Source organism: Oscillibacter valericigenes (assembly GCF_016902445.1).
Taxonomy (GTDB): Bacteria; Bacillota; Clostridia; order Oscillospirales; family Oscillospiraceae; genus Oscillibacter; species Oscillibacter avistercoris.
In genome coordinates this window covers 191,374-216,909 of record NZ_JACSNX010000001.1, presented here as the reverse complement: position 1 = coordinate 216,909, position 25,536 = coordinate 191,374, and the positions used below count along the sequence as shown (strand labels likewise).

The 25,536-nt window shown below is 64.8% G+C and carries 23 protein-coding genes; 19 read left to right on the top strand and 4 right to left on the bottom strand.

Annotated elements, in window-relative coordinates:
• Nucleotides 1–8 precede the first annotated feature (8 nt).
• The 7 genes from H9X91_RS01005 to H9X91_RS00975 all read left to right on the top strand — a co-directional run bounded on the left by H9X91_RS01005 (nt 9) and on the right by H9X91_RS00975 (nt 7,705).
• Complete coding sequence (locus H9X91_RS01005; protein ID WP_243414388.1) at nt 9–1,352, top strand: 2-hydroxyacyl-CoA dehydratase; 1,344 nt, start codon at nt 9–11, stop codon at nt 1,350–1,352.
• A 163-nt stretch (nt 1,353–1,515) separates the two neighbouring features.
• Nucleotides 1,516–3,237 carry a glycosyl hydrolase family 18 protein gene (locus tag H9X91_RS01000; protein WP_204801607.1) on the top strand — a complete coding sequence of 574 codons (1,722 nt, stop codon included), beginning with the start codon at nt 1,516–1,518 and terminating at the stop codon, nt 3,235–3,237.
• A 122-nt stretch (nt 3,238–3,359) separates the two neighbouring features.
• Nucleotides 3,360–3,947 (top strand): flavodoxin family protein, encoded by a 588-nt coding sequence (locus H9X91_RS00995; RefSeq protein WP_204801604.1) that lies wholly within the window; start codon nt 3,360–3,362, stop codon nt 3,945–3,947.
• A gap of 141 nt (nt 3,948–4,088) precedes the next feature.
• A complete protein-coding gene (locus H9X91_RS00990; protein WP_204801602.1) occupies nt 4,089–4,955 on the top strand; it encodes a class I SAM-dependent methyltransferase in 867 nt (288 codons plus the stop codon).
• 216 nt (nt 4,956–5,171) lie between these two features.
• Nucleotides 5,172–6,023 (top strand): energy-coupling factor transporter ATPase, encoded by an 852-nt coding sequence (locus H9X91_RS00985; RefSeq protein ID WP_204801601.1) that lies wholly within the window; start codon nt 5,172–5,174, stop codon nt 6,021–6,023.
• An 18-nt stretch (nt 6,024–6,041) separates the two neighbouring features.
• Nucleotides 6,042–6,908, top strand: a complete 867-nt coding sequence (locus H9X91_RS00980) for an energy-coupling factor transporter ATPase (RefSeq protein WP_204801598.1) — start codon at nt 6,042–6,044, stop codon at nt 6,906–6,908.
• The gene (locus tag H9X91_RS00975) at nt 6,902–7,705 is read left to right on the top strand and encodes an energy-coupling factor transporter transmembrane component T family protein (RefSeq protein ID WP_204801596.1); all 804 of its coding nucleotides are present in this window, start codon (nt 6,902–6,904) and stop codon (nt 7,703–7,705) included. The genes H9X91_RS00980 and H9X91_RS00975 overlap by 7 nt, the downstream gene beginning before the upstream one ends.
• Here H9X91_RS00975 and H9X91_RS00970 read toward each other — a convergent pair.
• Nucleotides 7,680–7,946: a hypothetical protein gene (locus tag H9X91_RS00970; RefSeq protein WP_204801594.1), complete on the bottom strand. Its 267-nt coding sequence runs from the start codon at nt 7,944–7,946 to the stop codon at nt 7,680–7,682. The two genes, H9X91_RS00975 and H9X91_RS00970, sit on opposite strands and share 26 nt — an antisense overlap.
• A gap of 151 nt (nt 7,947–8,097) precedes the next feature.
• On the opposite strand from H9X91_RS00970, the gene H9X91_RS00965 reads away from it, so the two are divergent.
• From H9X91_RS00965 to H9X91_RS00925, 9 genes are all read left to right on the top strand, one after another.
• Nucleotides 8,098–8,325: a helix-turn-helix domain-containing protein gene (locus H9X91_RS00965; RefSeq protein ID WP_204801592.1), complete on the top strand. Its 228-nt coding sequence runs from the start codon at nt 8,098–8,100 to the stop codon at nt 8,323–8,325.
• Nucleotides 8,326–8,906: 581 nt separating this feature from the next.
• Nucleotides 8,907–9,788, top strand: coding sequence for a hypothetical protein (locus H9X91_RS00960; protein ID WP_204801590.1), 882 nt, complete (start codon nt 8,907–8,909; stop codon nt 9,786–9,788).
• Nucleotides 9,789–9,797: 9 nt separating this feature from the next.
• Nucleotides 9,798–10,553 carry a tRNA pseudouridine(38-40) synthase TruA gene (gene truA, locus H9X91_RS00955; protein ID WP_204801588.1) on the top strand — a complete coding sequence of 252 codons (756 nt, stop codon included), beginning with the start codon at nt 9,798–9,800 and terminating at the stop codon, nt 10,551–10,553.
• Nucleotides 10,546–11,733 (top strand): DUF5711 family protein, encoded by a 1,188-nt coding sequence (locus H9X91_RS00950; protein WP_204801586.1) that lies wholly within the window; start codon nt 10,546–10,548, stop codon nt 11,731–11,733. The genes truA and H9X91_RS00950 overlap by 8 nt, the downstream gene beginning before the upstream one ends.
• Nucleotides 11,734–11,790: 57 nt before the next feature.
• Entirely contained in the window at nt 11,791–12,492 is a 702-nt protein-coding gene (locus H9X91_RS00945) for a CvpA family protein (RefSeq protein ID WP_204801584.1), read from the top strand.
• Nucleotides 12,493–12,543: 51 nt separating this feature from the next.
• Complete coding sequence (locus tag H9X91_RS00940) at nt 12,544–14,862, top strand: ATP-dependent Clp protease ATP-binding subunit (protein WP_204801582.1); 2,319 nt, start codon at nt 12,544–12,546, stop codon at nt 14,860–14,862.
• A 26-nt stretch (nt 14,863–14,888) separates the two neighbouring features.
• Complete coding sequence (locus H9X91_RS00935; protein WP_204801580.1) at nt 14,889–15,098, top strand: hypothetical protein; 210 nt, start codon at nt 14,889–14,891, stop codon at nt 15,096–15,098.
• Between the two features lie 65 nt (nt 15,099–15,163).
• Nucleotides 15,164–15,985 carry an EFR1 family ferrodoxin gene (locus H9X91_RS00930; protein ID WP_204801578.1) on the top strand — a complete coding sequence of 274 codons (822 nt, stop codon included), beginning with the start codon at nt 15,164–15,166 and terminating at the stop codon, nt 15,983–15,985.
• A complete protein-coding gene (locus H9X91_RS00925; RefSeq protein ID WP_338111897.1) occupies nt 15,982–16,803 on the top strand; it encodes an esterase/lipase family protein in 822 nt (273 codons plus the stop codon). Before H9X91_RS00930 ends, H9X91_RS00925 begins: the two co-directional genes overlap by 4 nt.
• Nucleotides 16,804–16,848: 45 nt before the next feature.
• On the opposite strand, the gene H9X91_RS00920 is transcribed toward H9X91_RS00925, so the two are convergent.
• A complete protein-coding gene (locus tag H9X91_RS00920; protein ID WP_204801576.1) occupies nt 16,849–17,994 on the bottom strand; it encodes a D-alanyl-D-alanine carboxypeptidase family protein in 1,146 nt (381 codons plus the stop codon).
• Between the two features lie 211 nt (nt 17,995–18,205).
• On the opposite strand from H9X91_RS00920, the gene H9X91_RS00915 reads away from it, so the two are divergent.
• Nucleotides 18,206–19,273 carry a hypothetical protein gene (locus tag H9X91_RS00915; RefSeq protein WP_204801575.1) on the top strand — a complete coding sequence of 356 codons (1,068 nt, stop codon included), beginning with the start codon at nt 18,206–18,208 and terminating at the stop codon, nt 19,271–19,273.
• A 121-nt stretch (nt 19,274–19,394) separates the two neighbouring features.
• The gene (gene recQ / locus H9X91_RS00910) at nt 19,395–21,212 is read left to right on the top strand and encodes a DNA helicase RecQ (protein WP_204801572.1); all 1,818 of its coding nucleotides are present in this window, start codon (nt 19,395–19,397) and stop codon (nt 21,210–21,212) included.
• 246 nt (nt 21,213–21,458) lie between these two features.
• Here the strand turns inward: recQ and rpoD are convergent, their stop codons facing one another.
• Together rpoD and dnaG are read right to left on the bottom strand one after the other, a co-directional pair.
• Entirely contained in the window at nt 21,459–22,925 is a 1,467-nt protein-coding gene (gene rpoD, locus H9X91_RS00905) for an RNA polymerase sigma factor RpoD (RefSeq protein ID WP_204801570.1), read from the bottom strand.
• Nucleotides 22,915–24,708 carry a DNA primase gene (dnaG, locus tag H9X91_RS00900; protein WP_204801568.1) on the bottom strand — a complete coding sequence of 598 codons (1,794 nt, stop codon included), beginning with the start codon at nt 24,706–24,708 and terminating at the stop codon, nt 22,915–22,917. The genes rpoD and dnaG overlap by 11 nt, the downstream gene beginning before the upstream one ends.
• A gap of 218 nt (nt 24,709–24,926) precedes the next feature.
• Here dnaG and H9X91_RS00895 point away from each other — a divergent pair, with 218 nt between their 5' ends.
• The gene (locus H9X91_RS00895; RefSeq protein ID WP_204801566.1) at nt 24,927–25,532 is read left to right on the top strand and encodes a 4'-phosphopantetheinyl transferase family protein; all 606 of its coding nucleotides are present in this window, start codon (nt 24,927–24,929) and stop codon (nt 25,530–25,532) included.
• Nucleotides 25,533–25,536: the final 4 nt, after the last annotated feature.

Here is a 25,536-nt window from a genome sequence, read left to right as displayed (position 1 = left end):
ACATGGAGCTGGAATACCAGAATTACCCCAAGTTCACCCCTGAGATGAAGAAGACCCATAAAATTTTGATCCCCAATATGGCTCCGGTGCAGTTCCGCATCCTGGCGGCCGTCATGCGCCAGGCCGGCTACACCTGCGAGCTGCTGGAAAACTGCGGCAGCCAGGTGTGCGAGCTGGGCCTGAAATACGTCCACAACGACACCTGCTATCCCGCCCTGCTGGTCATCGGCCAGTTCCTGGACGCGCTGAACTCCGGGAAGTACGACCTGGACCACACCGCCCTGATCATCACCCAGACCGGCGGCGGCTGCCGGGCGTCCAACTACATCCACCTGCTGCGCAAGGCCCTGGTGAAGGCGGGCTACGGCCAGGTGCCGGTGGTGAGCCTGAACTTCTCCGGCCTGGAGAAGGACTCCGGCTTTCCCATGACCCTGCCCCTGATGCGCAAGCTGCTGGCCTGCATCTACTACGGCGACCTGCTGGTGGCCCTGAAGGCCCAGACAGAGCCCTATGAGACCCACAGGGGCGACGCGGCCGCCCTGCAGGAAAAATGGCTGGATACCATCTGCGGCTGGGTCCTGGAGGACAAGGGCTGGTCCGGCCGGGAGATCAAGGCCGCCATGCCCAAGATCGCCAAGGATTTCGCCGCCATCCCCGTCCACCGTGTGCCCAAGGTCAAAGTCGGCGTGGTGGGGGAGATCTACGTGAAATACTCTCCCCTGGGCAACAACGATCTGGAGAAGTTCCTGGCCTCTCAGGACTGCGAGGTGAACCTGCCGGGGCTCATGGGCTTCGTGCAGTACTGCGCCTACAACCCCTCCGAGACCGCCCGGCTGTACGGCGGCACCTTCCTGGAAAAGCATGTGTCCGACGTGATCCTGGATTACATCGAGGGCATGGAGAAGGTGATGATCAAGGTCCTGAAGGACAATGGCTTCCACGCGCCCCTGCCCTTCCGGGAGCTGGTGAAGCTGGCGGACGGCGTCATCTCCACCGGCAACAAGATGGGAGAGGGCTGGCTCCTCACCGCTGAGATGATCGAGCTGGTGCGGGCCGGGTACGAGAACATCGTCTGCGCACAGCCCTTCGGCTGCCTGCCCAACCACATCTGCGGCAAGGGCATGATCAACAAGATCCGGGAGCTGTACCCCCAGGCCAACATCACCCCCATCGACTATGACCCCAGCGCCACCCGGGTGAATCAGGAGAACCGCATCAAGCTGATGCTGGCGGTGGCCCGGGAGCGGCTGGCGGAGAAGGCTGCCGGCCAGGGCGAGGCGGCCCCCGCTCCGGCGGAGGCCCCGCAGAGCGCGGCAGAGCCCCAGACCGCCTCCGTGTCAATCAATCTATGACTGGAAATGCCGGCGCGGCAGACCCGAAAGGGCCTGCCGCGCTGCTGTTTTCTGGCCGTGCTGCCAGCATTTGTGCCTTGAGGCCCGCAGCCCGGTCCGGTAGAATAGAGCGTGACGACACACGCCATGCGGTGACGATCATCTGAAAAAGGAGCGTTTTCCCTTGCAAGATCTTATCAGACGCACCGCCGCCGCGCTGGCCGCCGCGTGTATGGCGGCATTGCTGCTGGGCACCCCCACCGGAGCAGAGCAGCGTACATACCAGGCCGGCGGCGAAGTGGTGGGCTATTACGCCGGGTGGGCGGCCTACCAGGGCTACACGCCGGACCAGCTTCCGGCGGAGCACCTGACCCAGATCAACTACGCCTTTGCCCGGATCGACCCGGACACCCTGACCATCGCCCTGGAGAACCCGGCCCACGACAAGAAGAACCTGGCTGCCCTCCGGAAGCTGCGGCAGCAGAACGGGCATCTGAAGCTGCTGATTTCCGTGGGCGGCTGGTCGGACTCCCAGTATTTCTCCGACGCCGCCGCTACGGCGGCCCGGCGGGAGGCATTCGCCGCCAGCTGCGTGGACTTCGTGGTGGCGCAGGGCCTGGACGGGGTAGACCTGGACTGGGAATACCCGGTGTCCGGCGGCGCGCCGGGGACCATCCACCGCCCGGCGGACAAGCAGAACTTCACCAAGCTGCTGCAGGAGCTGCGGACCCAGCTGGACCGCCAGGGCCGCCGGGACGGGAAGGACTATTCCCTCACCATCGCCGGCGCCGCCGGCAGCTGGTATCTGAACCAGATCGAAGCAGTCAAAGTGGCGGACATCGTGGACCACATCTTCCTGATGGGCTATGACCTCCACGGTCCCTGGGACACCTCTGCCGACTTCAACGCCCCTCTGTACACGCCCTCCGGCGCCTCGCCCCAGGGGAAGAGCAGCATTGCGGACAGCGTGCAGGCCTATCTGGACAAGGGCATCCCGGCGGAGAAGCTCGTCCTGGGCATGCCCCTGTACGGCTACGCCTACCAGGGGGTCAGCAGTCAGAACAACGGCCTGTACAGCACCTACACCTCCGCCAAGTCCGTCAGCTACAGGATGCTGAAAAAGAATTATCTCAGCAATGCCGCTTACCGGCAATATCGCCACCAGGAGGCCCAGGTGCCGTATCTCTACGGCAGCCGGACCTTCATCTCCTACGATGACGCCGAGTCTCTTGCCGCCAAGGCCGCCCTGGCCCGGTCTCAGGGCCTGGGAGGCATCGGGTTCTGGGAGCTGTCCCAGGACGACGGCGGGGAGCTGACGGCCGCCGCCAGCAGTGCCTTCCGCAGCACCTGGGGCAACCCCTTCCGGGACGTGGCCCCCGGCGCCTGGTACGAGGAGGCGGTTCGATATGTCTATGAGGCGGGGCTGATGCAGGGCACCACCGGCACCACGTTCTCCCCCGGCCGGACATCCAACCGGGGGCAGATCGCCGCCATCCTCCACCGGCTGGAGGGCAGCCCCCGGGCGGGGACGCCGCCCTTCACCGATGTGGCGGCGGGCAGCTACTGCGCCGACGCCGTGGCCTGGGCGGAGAAAAACAACATCGTCCGGGGCTTTGAGGACGGCACCTTCCGCCCGGAGGGACGGATCACCCGCCAGCAGCTGGCGGCCATCCTGTTCCGCTACCTGGAGCACTGGGGAGCGGACACGGCGGGCCGGGCGGATCTGAGCCGCTTCTCCGACACCGCTGCTGTGGCGGACTACGCCCGGGAGGCCATGGCCTGGGCGGTGTCCGCCGGGCTGCTCCGGGGCCGGTCCGATGGGACCTTGGACCCGGCCGGCTCCGCCACCCGGGCCCAGACGGCGGTGATCCTCCAGCGGCTGGGTGCCCTGCTGGAAGAGGCCTGACGACAGCCCACGGGGCCGGGACCGTCAGTCCCGGCCCTGTTTCCTGCCTTGTCTTGACGGAGCGCCCCCTTCCGGGTATGATGAAAGCATACAGAGATCCGACGGAAAAGGAGCTGGCGCGCATGAAGGTGTGCATTCTGATGGGCAGTCCCCGGAAGCAGGGGAATACCAACGCATTGCTGGTACCCTTCCGGCAGGAGCTGGAGGCCCTGGGGGCGGAGACGGAGACCGTGTGGCTCCACGATCTGGACATCCGGCCCTGCACGGCCTGCCGGGCCTGTCAGCGGGACTGGACGGTATTCGGCTGCGCCCGGCGGGACGATGTGCCCGCCATCTTTGACCGGGTGCTGGCGTGCGACCTGATTGTCCTGGCCACCCCCATCTATTCCTGGTACTGCACGCCGCCCATGAAGGCCCTGCTGGACCGGCTGGTGTACGGCATGAACAAGTACTACGGGGCGGAGAAGGGCCCCGCCCTGTGGGCGGGGAAGGCCATGGCCCTGCTGCTGACCTGCGGCTACCGGCCGGAGCAGGGGTGCGACCTGTTCGAAGAGGGGATGCGCCGGTACTGCAAGCATTCCCGGCTGCGGTATCTGGGCAGCCATGCGGAGCGGCACCTGGGCTATGACGTGCCCTTCATGGACGGGGAGAAGGAGGCCCGTACCCGGACCTTTGCCCGGGAACTGTGGAGAGCCGCGCAGTCAAACTGAACCCTGAGAGACCGCCTGCGGGCGGTCTTTTTCTTGTGCCCGGAAAGAGACAAACCAGCCTCAAACGGTTGACGGAACTGGGCGCAGGCGGTATAATAACATAGTTTATACTGGAAAAGAGTTTGTCTGGAGGAGTTTGGTATGTGGATCGCGGATCAATGGCGGGACTATGAGCTGCTGGACTGCGGCAATGGAGAAAAGCTGGAGCGGTGGGACACGCAGTATCTGGTGCGTCCGGACCCCCAGGCCATCTGGGCCACGCCCCGACGCAACCCCGCCTGGAAGCGGGCCAATGCCCGGTATCTCCGCAGCCAGTCCGGCGGCGGCCACTGGGAGAAGAAGGCCCTGCCGGAGAGCTGGAAGATCCGCTACCGGGACCTGACCTTCCAGGTAAAGCCCATGAACTTCAAGCACACGGGACTGTTCCCGGAGCAGGCGGTGAACTGGGACTTCGCCATGGAGAAGATCCGCTCCGCCGACCGGCCCATCCGGGTGCTGAACCTGTTCGCCTACACCGGCGGGGCCACGGTGGCCTGCGCTAAGGCGGGGGCCAGCGTCTGCCATGTGGACGCGGCCCGTGGCATGGTGGCCTGGGCCAGGGAGAACGCCAGGCTCTCCGGGCTGGGAGAGGCCCCCATCCGCTGGATCGTGGACGACTGTGCCAAATTCGTGGAGCGGGAGATCCGCCGGGGCAAGACCTACGACGCCATCATCATGGATCCCCCCAGCTACGGCCGTGGCCCCGGCGGCGAGGTGTGGAAGCTGGAGGACAACCTCTATGACTTCGTGAAGCTCTGCGCCGGCGTGCTGTCGGAACGGCCCCTGTTCGTGCTGATCAACTCCTACACCACGGGCCTGGCCCCGTCGGTGCTGGGGTATCTGCTGCACCTGCTGGTGGCTGAGAAGTACGGCGGCAAGTGCACCTGGGACGAGTTGGGCCTGCCGGTGACGGAGACGGGATTGGCGCTGCCGTGTGGAGCCACGGGCCGATGGACTTCGGAGAATTAGGAATTAGAAGTTAGGAATTAGGAATGGAGGTGTTTCGCCTGCGGCGAAACGATTGAAATTTGTCCGGCGAAGCGGTCACCACAATCATTCCTAATTTTCCATTTCTCATTCCGAATTCAAGATACGGCGAAACTGATTGAAATTTGTCCGGCGGAGCCGGACACCAAAATTCCTAATTCCTCATTCCTAACTCCTAATTGAGCAAAGGACGTTGTGATGAAAGACGCAATCATTGAAACAAAAGATCTCACCTTCTCCTACCCCGCCGACGAGGGCGCGGAGCCGGCACTGGTTCTGAAGGGCGTGGACCTGACCATCGAGAGGGGCTCCTTCGTGGTGGTGCTGGGCCACAACGGCTCCGGCAAGTCCACCCTGGCCAAGACCTTCAACGGCATCCTGCTGCCCTGCGGGGGCCGCGTGTATGTGGCGGGCATGGACACCCAGGACGAAAACCAGCTGCTGGCCATCCGCAGCACAGTGGGCATGGTGTTCCAGAACCCGGACAACCAGATCGTGGCCAACGTGGTGGAGGAGGACGTGGCCTTCGCCCCGGAGAACCTGGGGGTCCCCAGTCAGGAGATCCGCCGGCGGGTGGATGACGCCTTGGCGGCGGTGGGCATGAGCGAGTTTGTCCGCCATGCGCCCCACCTGCTCTCCGGCGGGCAGAAGCAGCGGATCGCCATCGCCGGCGTGCTGGCCATGGAGCCGGCGTGCATCGTGCTGGACGAGGCCACCGCCATGCTGGATCCGGTGGGCCGGCGGGAAGTGCTCTCCGCCGTCCACAGGCTGAACCAGGAGAAGGGCATCACCGTGGTGCTGATCACCCACCACATGAACGAGGCGGAGGACGCCGACCGGGTGGTGGTGATGGACGACGGGAAAGTCGCCCTGGACGGCACGCCCCGGGAGGTCTTTACCCAGGTGGACGCTCTGCGCTCCATGGGCCTGACGGTGCCGGACACCGTGGACCTGCTGGACCGACTGTGCAAAGACGGGCTGGATGTGCCCCTCACCGCCCTGACGGTGGAGGCCTGCGCGGACGCCATTTACAGCGCCGTGGCCAAATGAGCGGAAGGGAAGAGAACATTGGAACCGATACTGCAAGTACAACATCTGACCCACACCTACAGCGTGGGCACCCCCTTCCAGCGCAGCGCGGTGGAGGATATGAGCTTCGACGTGTATGACGGGGAGTTCCTGGGCATCATCGGCCACACCGGCTCCGGCAAGTCCACCCTGATCCAGCATCTGAACGGCCTGCTGAGACCTACGTCGGGGCAGATCCTGCTCCACGGAAAAGACATCTGGGCGGAGCCAAAGAAGATCCGGGACGTCCGCTTCCAGGTGGGGCTGGTGTTCCAGTACCCGGAGTACCAGCTGTTTGAGGAGACGGTGTACAAGGACATCGCCTTCGGCCCCACCAACCAGGGCAAGACCGGGGAGGAGCTGGACCGCTGTGTCCGGGAGGCCGCCCGCCTGGTGGGCATCCGGGACGACCAGCTGGGGAAGTCGCCTTTCGAGCTCTCCGGCGGACAGAAGCGCCGGGTGGCCCTGGCGGGCGTCATGGCCATGGAGCCGGACGTGCTGGTGCTGGACGAGCCCACCGCGGGCCTGGACCCGGCGGGGCGGGAGAACCTGATGGCCAACATCCGGGATTACCACCGCAACAAAAAGCGCACCATCATCCTGGTGAGCCACAGCATGGACGAGATCGCCCAGAACGTGGACCGGATCCTGGTGCTGAAGTCCGCCCACGTGCTGATGAGCGGCGCCCCGGCGGAGGTGTTCGCCCGGGCGGACGAGCTGCTCTCCGCCGGGCTGGACGTGCCCCAGGTGACCCGCATCGCCATGGGCCTGCGGGAGCGGGGCCTCGCCATCGACCCGGCGGTCTACACCGTGGAGGCGCTGGAGCGGGAGCTGCTGGCGCTGCGAGAGGGGGGAGCGGCATGCTGAAGGACATCACGCTGGGCCAGTATTTCCCCGGTGACACCGTGGCCCACCGCCTGGACCCCCGGACCAAGATCCTGCTGGTGGTTTTGTACATCGTGGCGCTGTTCTGCGCCGACAGTCTGCTGGCCTACGGCATTCTGGCGGCGGTTCTGGCGGTGTGCGTCCGCATCTCAAGGGTGGGCATCAGGGCCCTGGTGCGGGGGCTGAAGCCGGTGGTGTTCATCATCGTGTTCACCGGCCTTCTGAATCTGTTCTTCACACCGGGGGAGCATATCCTGGCGGAGTGGGGATTCCTCCACGTCACGGCAGAGGGCGCCCGAAACGCTCTGTTCATGGTCCTGCGGATCATGCTGCTGATCATGGGCACGTTCCTGATGACCTACACCACCAGCCCCATCAGCCTTACCGATGGGCTGGAGCGGCTGCTGAACTGGATGAAGAAGCTCCACGTGCCGGTCCACGAGCTGGCCATGATCATGTCCATCGCCCTGCGGTTCATCCCCACGCTGATCGAGGAGACGGACAAGATCATGTCTGCCCAGAAGGCCCGGGGCGCGGACTTTGAGAGCGGCGGCATCATCCAGAAGGCCAAGGCCCTGATCCCCATCCTGGTGCCGCTGTTCATCAGCGCCTTCCGCCGGGCGGACGAGCTGGCGGTGGCCATGGAGTGCCGCTGCTACCACGGCGATGAGGGCCGCACCAAGCTCCACGTGCTGCAGTACGAAGGACGGGACTATGCCGCCCTGGCCCTGGGCGCGGTGATCACGGCGGGCATTATCGCCCTGCGGCAGTTTCTGTAATGCTTGGACACCCGGACACCCGGCCTCCCAGGGAGAGCCCCAGGTGGGCGCCCACGGCAAAGGCGGCTGTGGACCAGCGGAAATAGCAGTCGAACAGCAGGTCGCAGACCTCGTTCTTTGCGGGCTGCTCCAGGGACAGGCCGTCCAGGGCTTTCATCAGCTCTGTCTCATCAAAGACACCATGCTCCCGCATCACGCTGTCGCCGTAGGTGTCGAAGAGGGGCTCGAAAATGGATGTCATAGGGATTCCTCCTTTGGAAGTTTGTTGTTTCCACATCAGTTTTGTGGTATGGTAGCGGTTAATGAGAACAGTATAATCCAAAAATTATTGGATTACAAGAGAAAATCCAAAAAAAATTGGAAAAATATTGCGCGCGATGGAGGGTCACTTAATGTACGCCCCGGAAAAGGTTGCTGAATCCATAAAGAATAGAGCAAAAGAACGGAATATTCAAATCAAAGATATGCTTTTAGATTTGGGATTAAACAAGAATACATTGTCGACCATGTATAGCGGTTCTATGCTCAAGGGAGACAGTCTTGCCCGCATCGCTGACTACCTGGACTGCTCCGTGGACTACCTGCTGGGCAGGACGGACAACCCGGCAGTCAATCGCTGACGTAGGGGCGGTTATCAACCGCCCGTTGGAAATGTGGGCCGCCGGACGGCGGCCACGGGGTCTCTGCTCCCGCAGGGGGGCTGGTCCAGCGGGATACACCCCCCATTTTCTTTTCGGTCTTGGCCGAAAAGAAAACGGGCCGTGCACGGTCCAAAAGAAAAGGCCGTTTTGGCGCGCTCCGGTGCAGTGGCCCTCCGCGCGACGGGGGTCGGCGGATCGGTGCCTGCTCCGATTTGGCCCCGCCTTCGGGCACGCTATTCTCTTCTGCGAAGTCGGTACTGCCGTCCCGTGGCGGATGGTGCGGACCTCGTCGGGGTGGTCGTCGCATTGAATTGCTTCTCTTTTCGCTGCCGCTGGCCGCTCCGCGCGGCAGCTTGTGCGGCGGGCGGATGTGGGCATCCGCCCCTACAGAGCAGAAGGGTGACCCGCCCCATCCGTAGGGGCCGACCTGTGTGTCGGACCTTGCAGGGGTGACGAAAGCCCGCATCCCGTAAGGGCCGATGCCCTCATCGGCCCGCTGCGGGGACTGCCACCGGCCAGCGGGGCCGTCCGAAATGCACATCTGATCGGGAGGGACGCTCATGTGGAAGCGGCATTGGAAACTGGCGGTTCTGGTTCTGGTCCTGGCGGTCCAGGCTGTGGCCATTGGCGCCCTGTGGGGCCAGGTGAACGGCCTGCGGACGAAGCTGGCGGACACCCGGGAGGGGGCCGCGGACCTGGAGGAGCGTCTGGAGGCTGCGGACGCGGCCCTTCGGGAGCTCCAGGCGGCGCGGGCACAGCAGTCTCCCTCCGCCCGGTTTGAAAATCCCGTGGTCAACACCCAGAGCCGGATGCTGACAGTGGACATCGTGGCGCAGGTGCCGGATGTCCACGCGCCCAGTCTGGACATCGGATTCTGCCACGTGGGGGAGCCCTATTCCATGGCGTGGAAGCTGGACGCCCTGTCTCCCCATGCGGACGGGGTGACCTACACCGGTACCGTGACCTTCCCGCTGGACCTGGACATGGGGCTAGAGCTGCGTCTGGAGGACGATACCGTGCTGTACAGCAGCGAGACCATCGCCCCCCTGCTGCCCCTGCAGATGCAAAGCGGAGGAAGCGGCTTCCATTACTCCTATGAGCTGCGGCAGCTGTCGCTCTTGGATTTTTGGGTTGAGCTGGTGTCGCCGTCCGGGGAGGAGGCAGAGGCCGCCAGCGGCACGTTCCGCCTCTACCGGAACGGCAGTCTGATCCACACGATCCGGGAGACGGCGGATCGGCCAATGCTGGACGTGGACGGAACTGTGCAGGACGGTGTTGCCATCTCCTGCGCCCCGGGGGACCGGGTCCGGCTGACCTACGTCTGCACGGATGGGTTTGGCCTGCGGTATGAATTTCCCCTCTATGAGCAGGAGGCCATGCGGTGGGATGATCTAGAGGAGTGCCCCTTGTCCAGAACGCCCAGTCTGGCCTGGCCGGAATAAGGAGAGCTTATGCGTAATATCGCCTTAAAACTCATGTACAACGGCACCGCCTACCACGGCTGGCAGGTGCAGAAAAACGCCGTCACCGTCTGCGGGACCCTGGAAAAGGCCATCGCCTCCATCTGCGGCGGGCCGGTGCACCTGACCGGCTGCGGCCGGACGGACGCCGGCGTCCACGCGGAGCACTACATCGCCAACTTCCGCACCGACTCCCGCATCCCCGTGGACCGGATCCCCTTCGCCATCAACACCCATACGCCGGAGGACATCGCGGTGAAGGAGGCCTTCGAGGTGGCGGAGGACTTCAACGCCATCGGCTCCTGCCTGAAGAAGGAGTACACCTACCGGATCTACAACTCCCGGTTCAAGAACCCGTTTTATGTCAACCGGGCGTATTTTTATCCCAAGCATCTGGACGAGGGATTTCTGGACCGGGCGGCGGGGATGTTCGTGGGTACCCACGACTTCGCGGCAGTGCGCTCCGTGGGGACGGAGACCAAGTCCACCGTCCGCACCATCTACTACTGCCATGTGACCCGGAACGGCGACCTGCTGGAGTTGAAGGTCTGCGCCAACGGATTTCTGTATAACATGGTACGGGCCATCACCGGCACCGTGCTGTACGCGGCGGAGGGCAAATTCGCCCCGGAGGACATCCCCGGCATTCTGGAGCGGGGGGACCGGTCCGCCGCCGGCCCCACGGTGCCGCCGGGGGGACTGTACCTGACGAGACTTTGGTATGAGGATGGACGGCTCAATGCGTGATACAAGCAACGACATCTGGAACGACAACGACGGGGAAGAGGACGAGGCCCCCCGGAGGGGCAGCCGCCTGCGCCGGTTCGGCATCTTCTTCCTGATCCTGGCGGCGGTGCTGGCCGTGGTGATCGTGGCAGCCTACCGGGACGGCACTGGCTTTGACGCCCTGCAGCGGCTGTTTTCCTACGGCAGCGGGGAGAGCGCGGCTGAGGTCCGGTATGACTATGATGCCTCAGACAACAACCGCTTCGCAGTGCTGGACAGCTCTCTGGTGGTCCTTTCGGACACAAAGCTCCAGATCCTGGGAAAGAACGGCCAGGAGATCTGGTCCACTGCGGTGCGGATGACAGCGCCCGCCCTGTCCATCGGCGGCGGCCGGGCCGTGGCCTATGATGCGGGCGGCACGGAGCTGTATGTGGTGGACGAGGACGGCGAGGTGCTGGCCCTCACAGCGCCGGAGGATTACCCCTTCCTCTCCGCCCGGCTGAACCGCGACGGCTGGCTGGCCGTGACAAAGGAGCTGGAGGGCTATAAGGGCGGCGTCACCGTGTATAACAGCCGGATGGAGGAGGTCTTTGCCTTCAATGCGTCCCAGCGGTTCGTTGTGGATGCCTGCGTCACGGATGACAGCTCCATGCTGACGGCGGTGACCCTGGGCCAGGAGGACAGCGTATTCGTCAGCAACGTGGTGCTGTACCGGCTGGACCAGGAGGAGCCGGCGGCAGACTATGACATCTCGGATGGGCTGGTGATGGCCATCGGCCAGCAGGACAGCCGGCTGGTGACAGTTTCCGACACCTGCCTGACCTATGCGGGACAGGACGGAGAGATCCGGGCGACCTATTCATACAGCGGCAGCTATCTGCGGGAATACGACCTGAACGGGGACGGCTTTGCCGCCCTGCTGCTGAACCGCTACCGGTCCGGCAGCGTGGGCCGGCTGGTGACCGTGGACACGGACGGGCAGGAGATCGCCTCCCTGGATGTGAACGAGGAGATCCTCAGCATCTCCTCTGCGGGAAGCTATCTGGCGGTGCTGTATATGGACAGCGTGGTGATCTACACGGAGGAGCTGGAGCCTTACGCCGCTCTGGAGGGCACGGACTACGCCCGGTCCGTCCTGATGCGGCAGGACGGTTCCGCCCTGCTGCTGGCATCGGACAGCGCCCGCCTGTTCCTGCCTTGAATGGGAAACATTTCGGCTGAATTCACAAAACGTTTACGAGCAAAAAGGTAGGCAAGCATGACAACACCTGTTATAATAGACATGATTGCGGCGGCCGTTCTGATCGCCGCGGCGGCCTGGTGCGCCCATCGGGGACTGTTCCGGGCTCTGGCGGGACTGGCGGTGGTGATCGTGGCCCTGGTGGGCGCGGCCGTCATCGCAAATGCGCTGGCGGCGCCGGCGGCCCGTCTGGTCACACCGCTGATCCGGGAGAGCATCGAGACAAGGGTGGACGAGGCCATGGCCCAGCAGTCCCAGGAGGTCCAGATGCCGGAGGAGGACGTGGACGAGGGCTTCGCCATCGCCGACCTGCTGGCCCTGATGGGCCTGGACGAGGACGTGCGGGATTCCCTGGTCCGGCAGACGGAGGAGAAGATCCAGGACACCGGCATTTCTCTGGCCATGGCTGTGGTGGAGAGCGTTGCCCAGTCCATTCTCTATGCGGCGCTGTTCCTCATCTCCTTCGTGGGATTGACGATCCTGCTGAAGCTGCTGATCCGGGCCATGGATCTGGTGCTGCAGCTGCCGGGTCTCCATCTGGTCAACTCCCTGGGAGGCGGCCTCATCGGACTGGCGGAGGGCGCTCTGGCCCTGTTTCTGGCCATCTGGGTGCTGCGGCGCTTCGGAGTCTCCTTTGAGACGGACACCGTTTCCGCCACCCATATTTTACGATTTTTTGCGACACACACGCCCCTGAGCGCGCTGTCGCTTCTGCAATGACGAACGGGGCCGCGCCCCGGCGGCGTCATGATTTCTGGAGGGATTTACACGATGCAGCCGACACTTTGTTCAAGATGTAAAAAGAATATCGCCGTAGTGTTCATCTCCAAGATGGAGGGGGACAAGACCATCAACGAGGGCCTGTGCCTGAAGTGCGCAAAGGAGCTGGGCCTGCCCCAGGTGGATGACATGATGAAGCGCATGGGCATCTCGGACGAGGATCTGGAAACCCTCAACAGCGAGATGCTCCAGGCCATGAACGGTGTGGAGAATATTGAGGATCTGCCCGGCGGCGAGGACCTTGGGGAGGAAGAGGAAGAGGGCAAGACCGCCACCTTCCCCTTCCTGAACCGGCTCTTCTCCGGTGAGACCGCCAAGAGCGGCGAGAGCGGCGGTCAGGAAGAGGGCGGCGCCCGCGGCCGGGAAAAAGAGCGCAAGGATCCCAAAAACGGCAAGCGCAAATATCTGGAGAACTACTGCATCTCCCTGACCCAGCGGGCCCAGGAGGGCAAGCTGGACCCGGTCATCGGCCGGGAGGAGGAGATCGAGCGGGTGGTGCAGATCCTGAACCGCCGTCAGAAGAACAATCCCTGCCTGATCGGTGAGCCCGGCGTGGGCAAGACCGCCATCGCCGAGGGGCTGGCCCAGCGGATCGCCAAGGGCGATGTGCCCTTCAAGCTGCGGGACAAGGAGGTCTATCTGCTGGATCTGACGGCCCTGGTGGCCGGCACCCAGTTCCGGGGCCAGTTCGAGAGCCGGATGAAGGGCCTCATCGACGAGGTGAAGCGCCTGGGCAACATCATTCTGATGATCGACGAGGTCCACAACATCGTGGGCGCCGGCGACGCCGAGGGCAGTATGAACGCCGCCAATATCTTAAAGCCCGCCCTCTCCCGGGGCGAGATCCAGGTGATCGGCGCCACCACCTTCAATGAGTACCGCAAGTCCATCGAGAAGGACACCGCCCTGGAGCGGCGGTTCCAGCCGGTGACGGTGAACGAGCCCTCCATCGAGGACTCGGTGAAGATCCTCCAGGGCCTGGCTCCCAAGTACGAGCAGTTCCACGGGGTGAAGATCTCTGAGGGGATCCTGCGCCAGGCGGTGCTGCTGTCCGAGCGGTACATCACCGACCGGTTCCTGCCGGACAAGGCCATCGACCTGATCGACGAGGCCTGCTCCGACCTGAACCTGAAGGACCCGGACATCTCCCGCCGCATGGAGATCCAGCGGGAGCTGGACGACTATGAGAAAGAGCGCACCATGCTGGAGGAGCAGGAGGAGAAGACGGAGCAGGACTACGCCCGGATGGCGGAGCTGAAGAGCCGGGAGATGCAGCTGAACACGGAGCTGAACGGCCTGCTGGAAAAGGGCGACCCCCAGCTCAGCATGGACAACCTGGCCCACGTCATCGAGCTGTGGACCAAGATCCCGGCGGCCAAGATCCGGGAACAGGAGTTCCAGCGCCTGAGCCAGCTGGAGGGGCGGCTCAAGAGCCACATCATCGGCCAGGACCAGGCGGTGACCGCCGTGGCCGCCGCCGTGCGGCGGAACCGGGTGGGCATCTCCCCCAAGCACAAGCCCGTCAGCTTCATCTTCGTGGGCCCCACCGGCGTGGGCAAGACAGAGCTGGTGAAGCAGCTGGCAAATGACCTCTTCAACACGCCGGACGCCCTGATCCGGCTGGATATGTCGGAGTTTATGGAGAAGCACTCCGTCTCCCGCCTGGTGGGCTCTCCCCCGGGCTATGTGGGGTATGACGAGGCGGGCCAGCTGACGGAGAAGATCCGCCGCAAGCCCTACGCCGTGGTCCTGTTCGACGAGATCGAGAAGGCCCACCCGGATGTGCTGAACATCCTTCTCCAGATCCTGGACGACGGTGAGATCACCGACGCCCACGGCCGGAAGGTGAACTTCGAGAACACCATCATCGTCATGACCTCCAACGCCGGCAGCGCCACCAAGGAGGGCACCGTGGGCTTCGGCCGTTCCGTGAACGAGCAGGACGCCGACCGGGCCATGAAGGCGCTGCAGCAGTTCCTGCGGCCGGAGTTCATCAACCGGGTGGACGCGGTCATCACCTTCAACCGCCTCAGCGAGGAGAACTTCCACGGCATCGCCCGCATCATGCTGAACGAGCTGGTGGGCTCCCTGAAGGAGAAGGGCATCACCTTCACCTATGACGACGCCCTGGTGGAGCTCCTCACCAAGAAGTCCTACTCCCTGACCTACGGTGCCCGGAACCTGCGGCGCACCATCCAGCGGGAGCTGGAGGACCCCATGGCGACCCAGATCATCGACAGCTACGAGCACCCCATCAGCCAGGTGAAGGCCACGGTGGAGAATGACGCCATCAAGCTGTACACCCTGTGACGGGTGAAGAAGGAGGGGGGAAGGTCATGCTGTTCCGAAAGGATATGGACCCCCGCTGTGCCTACTGCCAGCGAGGCCAGCAGATCAACGAGCGGGAGGTGGCCTGCGTGAAGCGGGGCATCGTCCCGGTGGAGCATCACTGCAGAGCATTTAAATACGACCCCTTGAAGCGGGTGCCGCCCCGGCCGGCGGCGCTGGAGACTGAACGGCTGAAAGAGGAAGATTTTTCACTGTGAGTTCAGCAGGCGCCCGAGGGACCTCGGGCGCCTGCTGTTTATAACAAGAAGGGGAGAGATGAGAGATGCGTGTGGAACGGGTCCGGGCGGTCTATTGGAGCGCCACAGGCAATACGGACAAGACGGCAAACACCATTGCGGAGACCCTGGCGGAGAAGCTGGGCGTCCCCCTGGAGCGGCGGAACTTCACCCGCCCGTCGGACAGGCGGGAGCCCATGGAGTTTGACCCGGGCGATCTGGTGGTGTTTGCCATGCCCACCTATGCGGGGAAGCTGCCCAACAAGATGCTGCCCTTCGTCCGGGAGCAGATCCACGGCAATGGCGCCCTGGCGGTGGGGGTGGTCACCTTCGGCAACCGGTCCTACGACAACGCCCTGGCGGAGCTGTGCGCCGTGCTGGAGGCGGACGGCTTCCACACCGTGGCGGGCGCCGCCTTCGCCTGCCGCCACGCCTTCACCGACGTCCTGGCGGACGGCCGCCCGGACTGGGACGACAAGCGGCAGATGGAGTCCTTTGCCGCCCGGATCGCGGACAAGGTGGCGGGCCTGACGGACATTCCCGCCCCCGTCGCCGTGCCGGGAGACCCGGCGGCTCCTTACTACGTGCCCAAGGGCACCGACGGCCAGCCCGCCCAGTTCCTGAAGGCCAAGCCCCAGACGGACCTGAGCCGCTGCACCGACTGCGGCGCCTGCGCCCGCCTGTGCCCCATGGGGGCCATCAACCCCTCCAACGTGGCGGAGGTGCCGGGCACCTGCATCAAGTGCCAGTGCTGCGTCCGCAAGTGCACGAAGCACGCCAAGTACTTTGACGACCCGGCGTTTTTGTCCCACGTGGCCATGCTGGAGCAGAATTTCACAGAGCTCAAGGAGAACGAGGTGTTCCTGTGAGGCAGTGGGCCAGGAGGGGCGTTTTTGTCCTGGTTTCCGTTGCGGCTGGCCTGACCTGGATGCTGGTGGAAGACTTGGATTTCCTTACCTGGCTGATGGGAGACCTGGGGGGCTGGCTCTGGCTGCTGGGGCTGCTCTGTGCCGCCTTCTTCCTGCTGTTGAACATCCGGCCGGTGGGGGCAGCCTATCCCACCCGGCGCATCCGGCAGATCCTGGCGGAGACAGGCTGTGAAAAGGTGAACATCATCGCCCACTCCAAGGGCGGGCTGGACAGCCGGGCCGCCATCACCCGCCAGGGAATGGCGCCGTATGTTGCCAGCCTCACCACCGTCAACACGCCCCACCGGGGCTGCATCTTTGCCGAATACCTGCTGGAGAAGATCCCGGCGGCGGCCCGGCAGAAGATCGCGGACACCTACAACGCGGCTCTGAAGCGGCTGGGGGACGAGCGGCCGGATTTCCTGGCGGCGGTGACAGACCTGACGGCCTCCGCCTGCGAAAAGCGGAACGCGGTCACCCCGGATGCCCCCGGCGTCTTTTACCAGAGCGTCATGTCCTACTGCCGCAGGGCCCAGCACGGGAAGTTCCCCCTGAACATGACCTACCCCATCGTCAAGCACTTCGATGGGCTGAACGACGGGCTGGTGGCGGTGGACTCCGCCAGGTGGGGAGAGCGGTTTACCCTGCTGGAGCCCAAGGGAAAGCGGGGCATCTCTCACGGGGACGTGGTGGACCTGAACCGGGAGAACATCCCCGGCTTTGACGTCCGGGAGTTCTACGTCTCCCTGGCGGCGGATCTGAAAAGAAGAGGATTCTGAACAGAACGAGAGAGGCGGAGCGCCGAAGGGCGCTCCGCCTGTTTCTTATGCAGAGACGGCATCTCCATCGGAAAGGACGGGAGGCTCTGCCTCGGTCTCCTCCGGCGTCTCCCCGGAACAGTAGATCCTGTACAGATCCGTGTGATCGTAGATGGCCCGCCAGGCACTGTACGCATCTGCCGTCACGCAGATGTAGCGGCGGCCGTCCGCCGTCTCGCCGCAGCTGACGGCGCAGTTGCCGGACTCCGCCACATATCCGGTCTTGGCGCCGGTGACCGTCACACTGCCGGTGTCCTTGTCCTCGATCCGCCGCAGGAACCAGTTGGAGAGGATCTGCCCCTCCGGGTGGTCTGTGGTGGGAAGGGTCTCATAGGTCCGGGCCCCCAGCACTTCCCGGCACAGGTCGTTGTCCATGGCAGCCTCCAGGATCACCGCCATGTCGCGGACCGTGCACTTGTGAGCCTCGTCGTACAGCCCCACGCAGTTGGTGAAGTGGGCGGTGTCCGCGATGCCCAGCTCCTCCAGCTTTTCGTTCATCAGCGCCACGAACGCCTCCTGGGAGCCCGCCACATAGGTGGCCAGTCCCAGCGCCGCGTCCGCGCCGGAGGAGAGGATGGTGCCGTAGAACAGCTCCCGCACCGGGACCGTCTCCCCCACCATCAGGCCCACCACGCTGCATCCGTTGACATAGCAGTAGTCGGTGATGTCGATGGTGATGGTGAACGTCTTGTCCAGGTCCTCCTCCGTGATGTGCTCAGCCGCCACCAGCACCGTCAGCACCTTGGTCATGGAGGCGGGATCGATGAGCGTGTCCGCGTTCTTCTCGGCCAGGACCGTCCGGTCATCCAGATCGATCAGCACCGCGCAGCGGCTGGGGAAGTCCTCTCCCAGCTGGACGGTGTCCGTGTCGGACACGGCTCTGGTGTAAGACGCCGCAACATCATCGCTGGCGGCGGCCGCTGGCTGGAAGGGGCGGCCGGCCTTGCCGACCTCCGGCCGCGGCTTCTCGATGAGCTGGGCCCCTACGGTCACCAGCCCCACACACAGGACAGCCAGCAGGCCGCAGGGCACCAGGCGGCGAAGCTGCCGCATCCGTCTTGCCCGGCGTTTTTTCCGGCGGCTCTCCGCCCGCTGGGCCCGTCGGGCGGCACGCTCCTCGTCTGAGATCATGGGCTTGTATTCCTCGTCCATATCGGCGCTCCTATCTGAAAGGCGGGCCAGTCCGGCGCCGCCGCAATGTCGTTCGTTTCATTATAACAGATGGCGGAAAAAAATTCATCTCCTAATTTCTCTTCCAGAAGAGGTATTTTCATCCATCCGGCCCCGGTCTGTGAAAAACCGCTGTCAGGTCAAGTTGTTTTTGCATAGCCTGAGAGTAAGAACGACACTTGGAGGGGAGCGTATGGCTCAAGTTACCCATTTTTTCGCAGGCGCCAACAGCGGCGACGGCTTTCAGAACCTGTTTTCGGAGATCGTGGACCTGGAGGACACCTATGACCTGATGGTCCTGAAGGGCGGCCCCGGCGTGGGCAAGAACACCTTCATGCGGGAGATCGGCCGCACCATGGAGGACGCAGGCACGCCGGTGGAGTACTTATGGTGCTCCGGAGATCCGGACTCCCTGGACGGCGTGGTGCTGCCGGAGCTCCGCTGCGCCGTGGTGGACGGCACGGCGCCCCACATCATCGAACCCAAGTATCCGGCGGCGGTGGACCGGTATGTGGACCTGGGACGGTTTTATGACCTCACTGCAGCCAAGGCCGCGGCGGAGGAGGTGAAGGCCCACACCCACGCCTACAAGGCCGCCTACGCCCGGGCCTACCACAACCTGAAGGCCGCACGGCAGGTAGAGCTGGACGCGGTGGCGGCGGTGCGGAAGACCTTCGACCGGGAGCGGGCGGACCGCCGGACGGCGGGCATCATCACCCGGGAGCTGCGCCGCCGGGGCGGCGAGGAGGGAAGGACTACCCGCCGCTTCCTGGGCAGCATCACCCACAAGGGGTACATCTGGCGGTTCGACAGCGTGGACGCCCTGTGCCCCAAGGTTTACGAGCTGGCGGACAGCTGGGAGCTGGCGGGGGAGATGCTCGCCCGGCTCCACCGGGCAGCGGCGGACAGCGGCTGGAATACCATCATTTGCTGTGCGCCGGAGCAGCCGGACCGGATCGAGCACCTGCTGATCCCCGGCCTGGGGCTGGCCTTCGTCACCTCCCGGTCCGGCATGGAGTACGGGCAGAAGCCCTTCCGCCGGGTGCGGCTGGATGCCATGGCAGAGCCGGAGGGCAAGGCCCGCCTGCGATTCCAGACCCGGATGGCGGCCCTGCTGCGGGAGGAGGGCGTGGCGGCCCTGAAGGACGCCAAGGCCAGCCATGACAAGCTGGAGGCGGTCTACAACCCCTATGTGGACTTCGACGGCGTCCGGACCCTGGCAGCCCTGGAGGCTGGAAGGCTCCTCAGCTGGCTGGGGTAAGATAAGATATGAGAGAGCAGGCCCCGGCGGACGAATGCCGGGGCCTTGCCTTATGCGAACAGATGTGCTACAATGCTGAGCGTCAACACGGGGGCGGACAGGCCCCGGAGGGAAGGAAACCATGACCAAGGAAGAGGCCCTGAAAACCTATTACGGCTACGACGCGTTCCGGGGCGGGCAGGAGGCGGTCATCGACGCGCTGCTCTCCGGCCGGGACGCCCTGGCCATCATGCCCACCGGGGCGGGGAAGTCCATCTGCTACCAGATCCCGGCGCTGCTGCTGCCTGGGATCACCCTGGTGGTGTCGCCCCTGGTGTCGCTGATGCGGGACCAGGTGACGCAGCTGGTGCAGATGGGCATCCCGGCGGCGTTTTTGAACAGCTCCCTGACCTTCCGCCAGTATCTCCTGGCGCTGGACCGGGCCAGGGAGGGGCGGTACAAGATCATCTACGTGGCCCCGGAGCGGCTGGAGACCGAGGGGTTCCAGTCCTTCGTCCGGGAGGCGGACATCTCCCTGGTGGCGGTGGACGAGGCCCACTGCATCTCCCAGTGGGGCCAGGACTTCCGCCCCTCCTACCTGAACATCCCCGCCTTTGCGGAGGGCCTGCCCCGCCGGCCCCCGGTGGGGGCCTTCACCGCCACCGCCACGCCGGACGTGAAGGCGGACATCCGCCGCCTGCTGGACCTGCGGGGCCCGCTGGAGCTGACCACCGGCTTTGACCGGGAAAATCTGTACTTCGAGGTCCGGCAGCCCTCGGACAAGCGGGCGGCATTGCTGGAAGCGGTGAAGAGCCGCCCCGGCAAGTGCGGCATCGTCTACTGCTCCACCCGGAAGACGGTGGAGGAGGTGTGCGATTTCCTCCGCCAGCGGGGGGTGGCCACCGCCCGGTACCACGCCGGGCTGGACCCGGAGGAGCGGCAGAGGAACCAGGAGGACTTCCTCTACGACCGGGTGCAGGTGATGGTGGCCACCAACGCCTTCGGCATGGGCATCGACAAGTCCGACGTCCGGTACGTGGTCCACTACAACATGCCCAAGGACATGGAGAGCTACTACCAGGAGGCGGGCCGGGCCGGCCGGGACGGGGCGCCCTCCAGCTGCATCCTGCTGTACAGCGGTCAGGACGTGCGGACCGGGGAGTACCTCATCACCCACAGCGAGCCCCGGGAGGACCTGGACCCCCGGACGGCGGAGGAGCTGCGGCAGCGGGACCTTGCCCGCCTGCGGCAGATGACCGGCTACTGCCGGACCCGCCGGTGCCTGCGGCAGTACATCCTGGAGTATTTCGGCGAGCGCGCGCCGGATACCTGCAATGCCTGCTACAACTGCCTCCACAACTTCCAGGAGGTGGATGTCAGCCGGGACGCCAAGGCCATTGTGGCCTGCATCGCCAAAACGGGGCAGCACTTCGGCGCCGGCGTCATCGCGGAGACCCTCTGCGGCGCGGACACGGAGCGGGTGCGGAAGTACCGCATGGACCGGGAGGACACCTACGGTGCCCTGGGCCACCTGACGGCGAAGGAGGTCCAGGAGCGCATCCGCTTCCTGCTGGACCAGGGGGTGCTGGAGCTGAGCCCGGGGCAGTACCCGGTGCTGCGGCTGACGGAGCGGGCGGAGGACGTGATGTACGGGGAGTCGGCGCTCCAGATGAAGACGCTGCGGGAGGACCGGTCCGCCCCGGCCCGCCGGGCGGCGGCCGGAGAGCTGGAGGGGGATGCGGCGGAGCTGTTCGGCCGTCTCCGGGCCCTGCGGGCACAGATGGCCCGGCGGCAGGGCGTGCCCGCCTACGTGGTGTTCTCCGACAAGACGCTGCGGGAGATGGCCATCTCCCGCCCCGGGACCATGGCGGAGCTGCGGGCGGTCAGCGGCGTGGGTGCCGCCAAGGCGGAGCGGTACGGCCGGGACTTCCTGGCGGTGATCCGGGACTTTCCATCGTGACAGAGACAGAAAGACAACAGGCGCTGTCCCGCCCGGGACAGCGCCTGTCTGCGTTTGATTCAGTTGAGGAAATCCTTCAGCTTCTTGGAACGGCTGGGGTGGCTCGTCGCCGTCGCCCACTCCAGATCCCTCGCTTCCGCCCGTGGCGAAAGCTCGCTCCTTCCGCCGCTCCGGCTCTCCCCACGCAGCAGACTGCGCGGGGGCCCCAAAACTGCGCCGTGGAACTTGAAAGCTAGTGCACCTGCATCAGTTCAAAAAGTCCTTCAGCTTCTTGCTGCGGCTGGGGTGGCGCAGTTTTCTGAGGGCCTTGGCCTCGATCTGGCGGATGCGCTCCCGGGTGACGTTGAACTCCTTGCCCACTTCCTCCAGGGTGCGGGTCCGGCCGTCCTCGATGCCGAAGCGGAGCTTCAGCACCTTCTCCTCCCGGGGGGTCAGGGTGGACAGCACGTCCATCAGCTGCTCCTTCAGCAGGGTAAAGGACGCGGCCTCGCTGGGCTCGCTGGCGCCCTCGTCGGGGATGAAGTCCCCCAGGTGGGAGTCCTCCTCCTCGCCGATGGGCGTCTCCAGGGAGACCGGCTCCTGGGCGATCTTCAGGATCTCCCGGACCTTCTCCACCGGCATGCCCATCTCGGCGCTGATCTCATTGGGAGAGGGATCGTGGCCCAGCTCCTGCAGCAGCTGCCGGCTGACCCGGATCACCTTGTTGATGGTCTCCACCATGTGGACGGGGATGCGGATGGTGCGGGCCTGGTCGGCGATGGCCCGGGTGATGGCCTGCCGGATCCACCACGTGGCGTAGGTGGAGAACTTGTAGCCCTTGGTGTAGTCGAACTTTTCCACCGCCTTGATGAGGCCCAGGTTGCCCTCCTGAATCAGATCCAGGAACAGCATGCCCCGGCCCACGTACCGCTTGGCGATGGACACCACCAGACGGAGGTTGGCCTCTGCCAGCTTCTGCTTGGCGGTCTCGCCACGGGCGTGGTCAGCCTTCCAGCCGTCGATCTCCTCCTGGGTGTAGGGGATGTCCTGCCCCTCCTTCCGGAGCTGCTCGATCTCCGCCAGCTTCTGGTCTGCCGCGTTGCCGGCGCCCATGGCCTGGGCCAGATCGATCTCCTCATCCGGGGACAGCAGGGGGACCTTGCCGATCTCCTTCAGATACATCCGCACCGGATCGTCGATGGAGAAGCTGTTCACCAGGGTGTTGGGGTCCACCAGCTCCTCTTCCTCCACCTCGGCGATCTCCTCGGCGGCGGGCTCGTCATCCGGCAGGTCCGACAGCAGCGCGTCATCGGCGCTGATGTCGATGTTCAGTGCCTCCAGGGAGTCGTAGAGCTGGTCCATCTGGTCGCTCTCCAGATTCAGATCGTCCACGGTGTCCATCAGCTCCGAGGAGTCCAGCTTTCCCTTTTTCTTGCCGCGGGCCAGCAGTTCCCGCAGCTTCTCGTTGCCCATCAGCCAGCTGGCGGCGGGCAGCGCCGCCACCTGTTTGTCGTCCAGCCGCAGGATGCCGGCCTTCTTGGCCTCTTCATCTGTCAGCAGACGGGGCTGATCCTGCACGGGATCCTCCGCTTTCTTCCGGGAGGACTTTCTGGCAGACCTGGCAGCCGGCTCCCCCTTCGCGGCCTCGTCTCGTTCCGCCGCGTCAGCGGCCGCCAGAATGGCGTCCGCCTGTCTCTTGAGCTCCTTGGGGCTCATCTCATACTCATTTGCCATGCTGCTTTCCTCCAGTACCCTTTTTGTCTTTGTATTTTTCTGTGGCCGCCAGCAGGGGATCGGCTTCGCCGCCGCCCAGCCGCTTTTCGGCCTCCGTCTGTACGATGCGTATGTAATCCGCCAGCGCCTGCCGCCCGTTGGACAGGGACTCCGGCTGCTGGCAGATGCCGGTGAGATGGTCCATCTCCTCCCGGGTGAACTCCCCGGCCAGCGGGGACAGGGACGGTGTGCGCCCCTGGGCCCTGGCCTGCCACAGCAGGGCAAAGGCCCGTCCCAGCAGGGAAGAGGAGAACTGCTCCTCTTTCAAAGGCGGCTCCGCCGGGAACAGGCTCTCGTCCCGGATCAGCAGCCTCAAAATGCCCTCCTCCGCCCGGGCGGAGCGGATGTTGTCGTACCGCAGCTCCCGCTCCCTGGGCTGCAGCTGGGCCGCCGGGTTCAGATCCCGCCGCAGCTCCTGCCGCCGCTCCCGGCCGGCGCGCCGCCGGAAGGCCCGCTGGACCTCCAGCTTCATGGCCTCCGGGGTGATCTTGGCGGTCTCCGCCGCCCGGGTGGTGTAGATCTCCCGCTCCACCGGGTTGTCCAGCGCGGCCAGAAGGCCGCTGATCTCCCCGCAGTAGGCCACCCGGGCCTCGTCATTGGTGAGATCATACTTTCCCGCCACCTGGGCCATGCGGAACTCGATGCCGTTCTCACTGCCGCTCAGCAGCGCTTCAAAGGCATCCTTGCCCTGGAACTTGATGAAGTCGTCGGCGTCCTGCTTCACCAATTCTCCGTCCTCCGTCCGCCGCCGGGGCAGCTGAAGGACCTTCACGGAGAACTCCGAGTTGTTCAGGATCTCCAGCGCCCGGTCCGTGGCGATCTTGCCGGCGTTGTCGTTGTCGTAGCACAGCACCAGCTCCTTGGTGAACCGGCTGAGGAGCCGGGTCTGCTCCACCGTCAGCGCCGTGCCCATGGAGGCCACCGCGTTGTCGAATCCCGCCTGGTGGAGGGTCACCACGTCGATGTTCCCCTCACAGAGGATGATGTTGGGCCGCTTGGACTTCTTGGCCAGATTCAGCCCGTACAGCACCCGCCGCTTGGAGTATACCGGCGTCTCCTGAGAGTTCATGTACTTGGGCTCCGACTTGTCCAGCACCCGGCCGCCGAAGGCCACCACGTCCCCCCGCACGTCGATGACGGGGAACATGAGCCGGTTGCGGAACTTGTCGTAGAGACCGCCGTTCCGGTTCTGCACCGCCAGGCCGGCATCCAGCAGCTCCGACTTGGTGTAGCCCTTTTTCGTCATGGCCAGGATCAGCGCGTCCCAGGAATCCAGGGACGCCCCCAGGCCGAAGTTGACCGCCGTGGCTTTGCGGATCTTCCGTCGGTCCAGATATTCCTGCACGGCCCGGCCCTCCGGCTGCTGAAGCATCTGATAATAAAACCGGGCTGCGTCCCGGTTCAGGTCCAGCAGGCGCTGCCGCCTCCGGCCCGCCTCCCGGTCGCCGTCCTCCTCCGGCACCTCCATCCCGGCCCGCTTGGCCAGGAACCGCACCGCGTCGGGGAAGGAGAGGTTCTCTTCCTCCATGATGAAATTGATGACGCCGCCCCCACGCTTGCAGCCGAAGCAGTAGTAGATCTGCTTGTCCGGGGAGACGGAAAAGGAGCCGGTCTTCTCACTGTGGAAGGGGCACAGACCGAAGAGGTTCGAACCCTTCCGGGTGAGCTGCACATAGCTGCCCACCACATCCACGATGTCGCTGCGGGCCACCAGCTCGTCCAGAAAGCTCTGGGGGAAGGGCATGACAAGGTCTCATCCTTTCCATCAGTTTTGCCGCCTTTTCCGCCGGCCATACCGTGGGAGCGGCACAGTTCTAAAACGGGACATTTTAGATATACCCCGTTCTGTTTGGATTTCCTCTTTTTTTTCCGGATTTTTTAAAAAAGTTTTTGCGCAGCGGGTTTACAGACGGCAGTCTTGTGCGTAAAATGGTAGAAAAGTGTCGAAGGGGGAGGTGCGGTATGTCCATCGAGCTGTGGGCGGCCCGGCTGGAGCGGCCGCTGACAGAGCGGGAGACGGCAGCCATGCTGCGCCTGCTGCCGGAGGCGCGGCGGGAGCGCCTGCTGCGGATCAAGCAGCCGGAGAAGCGCCGGGAGCCCCTGTGCGCCTATCTGATCCTGCGCCACGCCCTGTGGGAGCAGTACCGCTGGCGGGAGCTGCCGGAGATCCGCCTCAGCTCCTTCGGCAAGCCCTATTTCCCGGAGCACCCGGACGTCCACTTCAATCTGAGCCACACCGCCGGCGCGGTGCTGGTGGGCCTGTCGGACCGGCCGGTGGGAGTGGACATCGAGCATATCCGTCCGGTGAGCCAGCGGACCATGCGCCGCCTGGCGGACGTGGGCACGGAGCGGGCCTTTTTCCAGAGCTGGGTCCGGCGGGAGGCCCGGACCAAGCGCAGCGGCACCGGCGTGGGGACCATGCTGGACGCTGAGACGCCCCTCCAGCCCGGCGAGCAGTTCTACTTTCTGGACACGTTCCCCGGCTATGTGGCCGGTGTGTCCACAAAGGGCGGCGGCCCGCCGGGGCCGGTGCGGAAGTATGCGCTGGATGAGATGATGGAGAGATGACAGG

What these genes read in the sequence shown, in the direction of transcription:
- H9X91_RS00995 (WP_204801604.1), top strand. Translation starts at nt 3,360, where the DNA reads ATGAAGGTGTGCATTCTGATGGGCAGTCCCCGGAAGCAGGGGAATACC.
- H9X91_RS00990 (WP_204801602.1), top strand. Translation starts at nt 4,089, where the DNA reads ATGTGGATCGCGGATCAATGGCGGGACTATGAGCTGCTGGACTGCGGC.
- H9X91_RS00985 (WP_204801601.1), top strand. Translation starts at nt 5,172, where the DNA reads ATGAAAGACGCAATCATTGAAACAAAAGATCTCACCTTCTCCTACCCC.
- H9X91_RS00975 (WP_204801596.1), top strand. Translation starts at nt 6,902, where the DNA reads ATGCTGAAGGACATCACGCTGGGCCAGTATTTCCCCGGTGACACCGTG.
- H9X91_RS00970 (WP_204801594.1), bottom strand. Translation starts at nt 7,946, where the DNA reads ATGACATCCATTTTCGAGCCCCTCTTCGACACCTACGGCGACAGCGTG.
- H9X91_RS00965 (WP_204801592.1), top strand. Translation starts at nt 8,098, where the DNA reads ATGTACGCCCCGGAAAAGGTTGCTGAATCCATAAAGAATAGAGCAAAA.
- H9X91_RS00960 (WP_204801590.1), top strand. Translation starts at nt 8,907, where the DNA reads ATGTGGAAGCGGCATTGGAAACTGGCGGTTCTGGTTCTGGTCCTGGCG.
- truA (WP_204801588.1), top strand. Translation starts at nt 9,798, where the DNA reads ATGCGTAATATCGCCTTAAAACTCATGTACAACGGCACCGCCTACCAC.
- H9X91_RS00950 (WP_204801586.1), top strand. Translation starts at nt 10,546, where the DNA reads ATGCGTGATACAAGCAACGACATCTGGAACGACAACGACGGGGAAGAG.
- H9X91_RS00945 (WP_204801584.1), top strand. Translation starts at nt 11,791, where the DNA reads ATGACAACACCTGTTATAATAGACATGATTGCGGCGGCCGTTCTGATC.
- H9X91_RS00940 (WP_204801582.1), top strand. Translation starts at nt 12,544, where the DNA reads ATGCAGCCGACACTTTGTTCAAGATGTAAAAAGAATATCGCCGTAGTG.
- H9X91_RS00935 (WP_204801580.1), top strand. Translation starts at nt 14,889, where the DNA reads ATGCTGTTCCGAAAGGATATGGACCCCCGCTGTGCCTACTGCCAGCGA.
- H9X91_RS00930 (WP_204801578.1), top strand. Translation starts at nt 15,164, where the DNA reads ATGCGTGTGGAACGGGTCCGGGCGGTCTATTGGAGCGCCACAGGCAAT.
- H9X91_RS00920 (WP_204801576.1), bottom strand. Translation starts at nt 17,994, where the DNA reads ATGGACGAGGAATACAAGCCCATGATCTCAGACGAGGAGCGTGCCGCC.
- H9X91_RS00915 (WP_204801575.1), top strand. Translation starts at nt 18,206, where the DNA reads ATGGCTCAAGTTACCCATTTTTTCGCAGGCGCCAACAGCGGCGACGGC.
- recQ (WP_204801572.1), top strand. Translation starts at nt 19,395, where the DNA reads ATGACCAAGGAAGAGGCCCTGAAAACCTATTACGGCTACGACGCGTTC.
- rpoD (WP_204801570.1), bottom strand. Translation starts at nt 22,925, where the DNA reads ATGGCAAATGAGTATGAGATGAGCCCCAAGGAGCTCAAGAGACAGGCG.
- dnaG (WP_204801568.1), bottom strand. Translation starts at nt 24,708, where the DNA reads ATGCCCTTCCCCCAGAGCTTTCTGGACGAGCTGGTGGCCCGCAGCGAC.
- H9X91_RS00895 (WP_204801566.1), top strand. Translation starts at nt 24,927, where the DNA reads ATGTCCATCGAGCTGTGGGCGGCCCGGCTGGAGCGGCCGCTGACAGAG.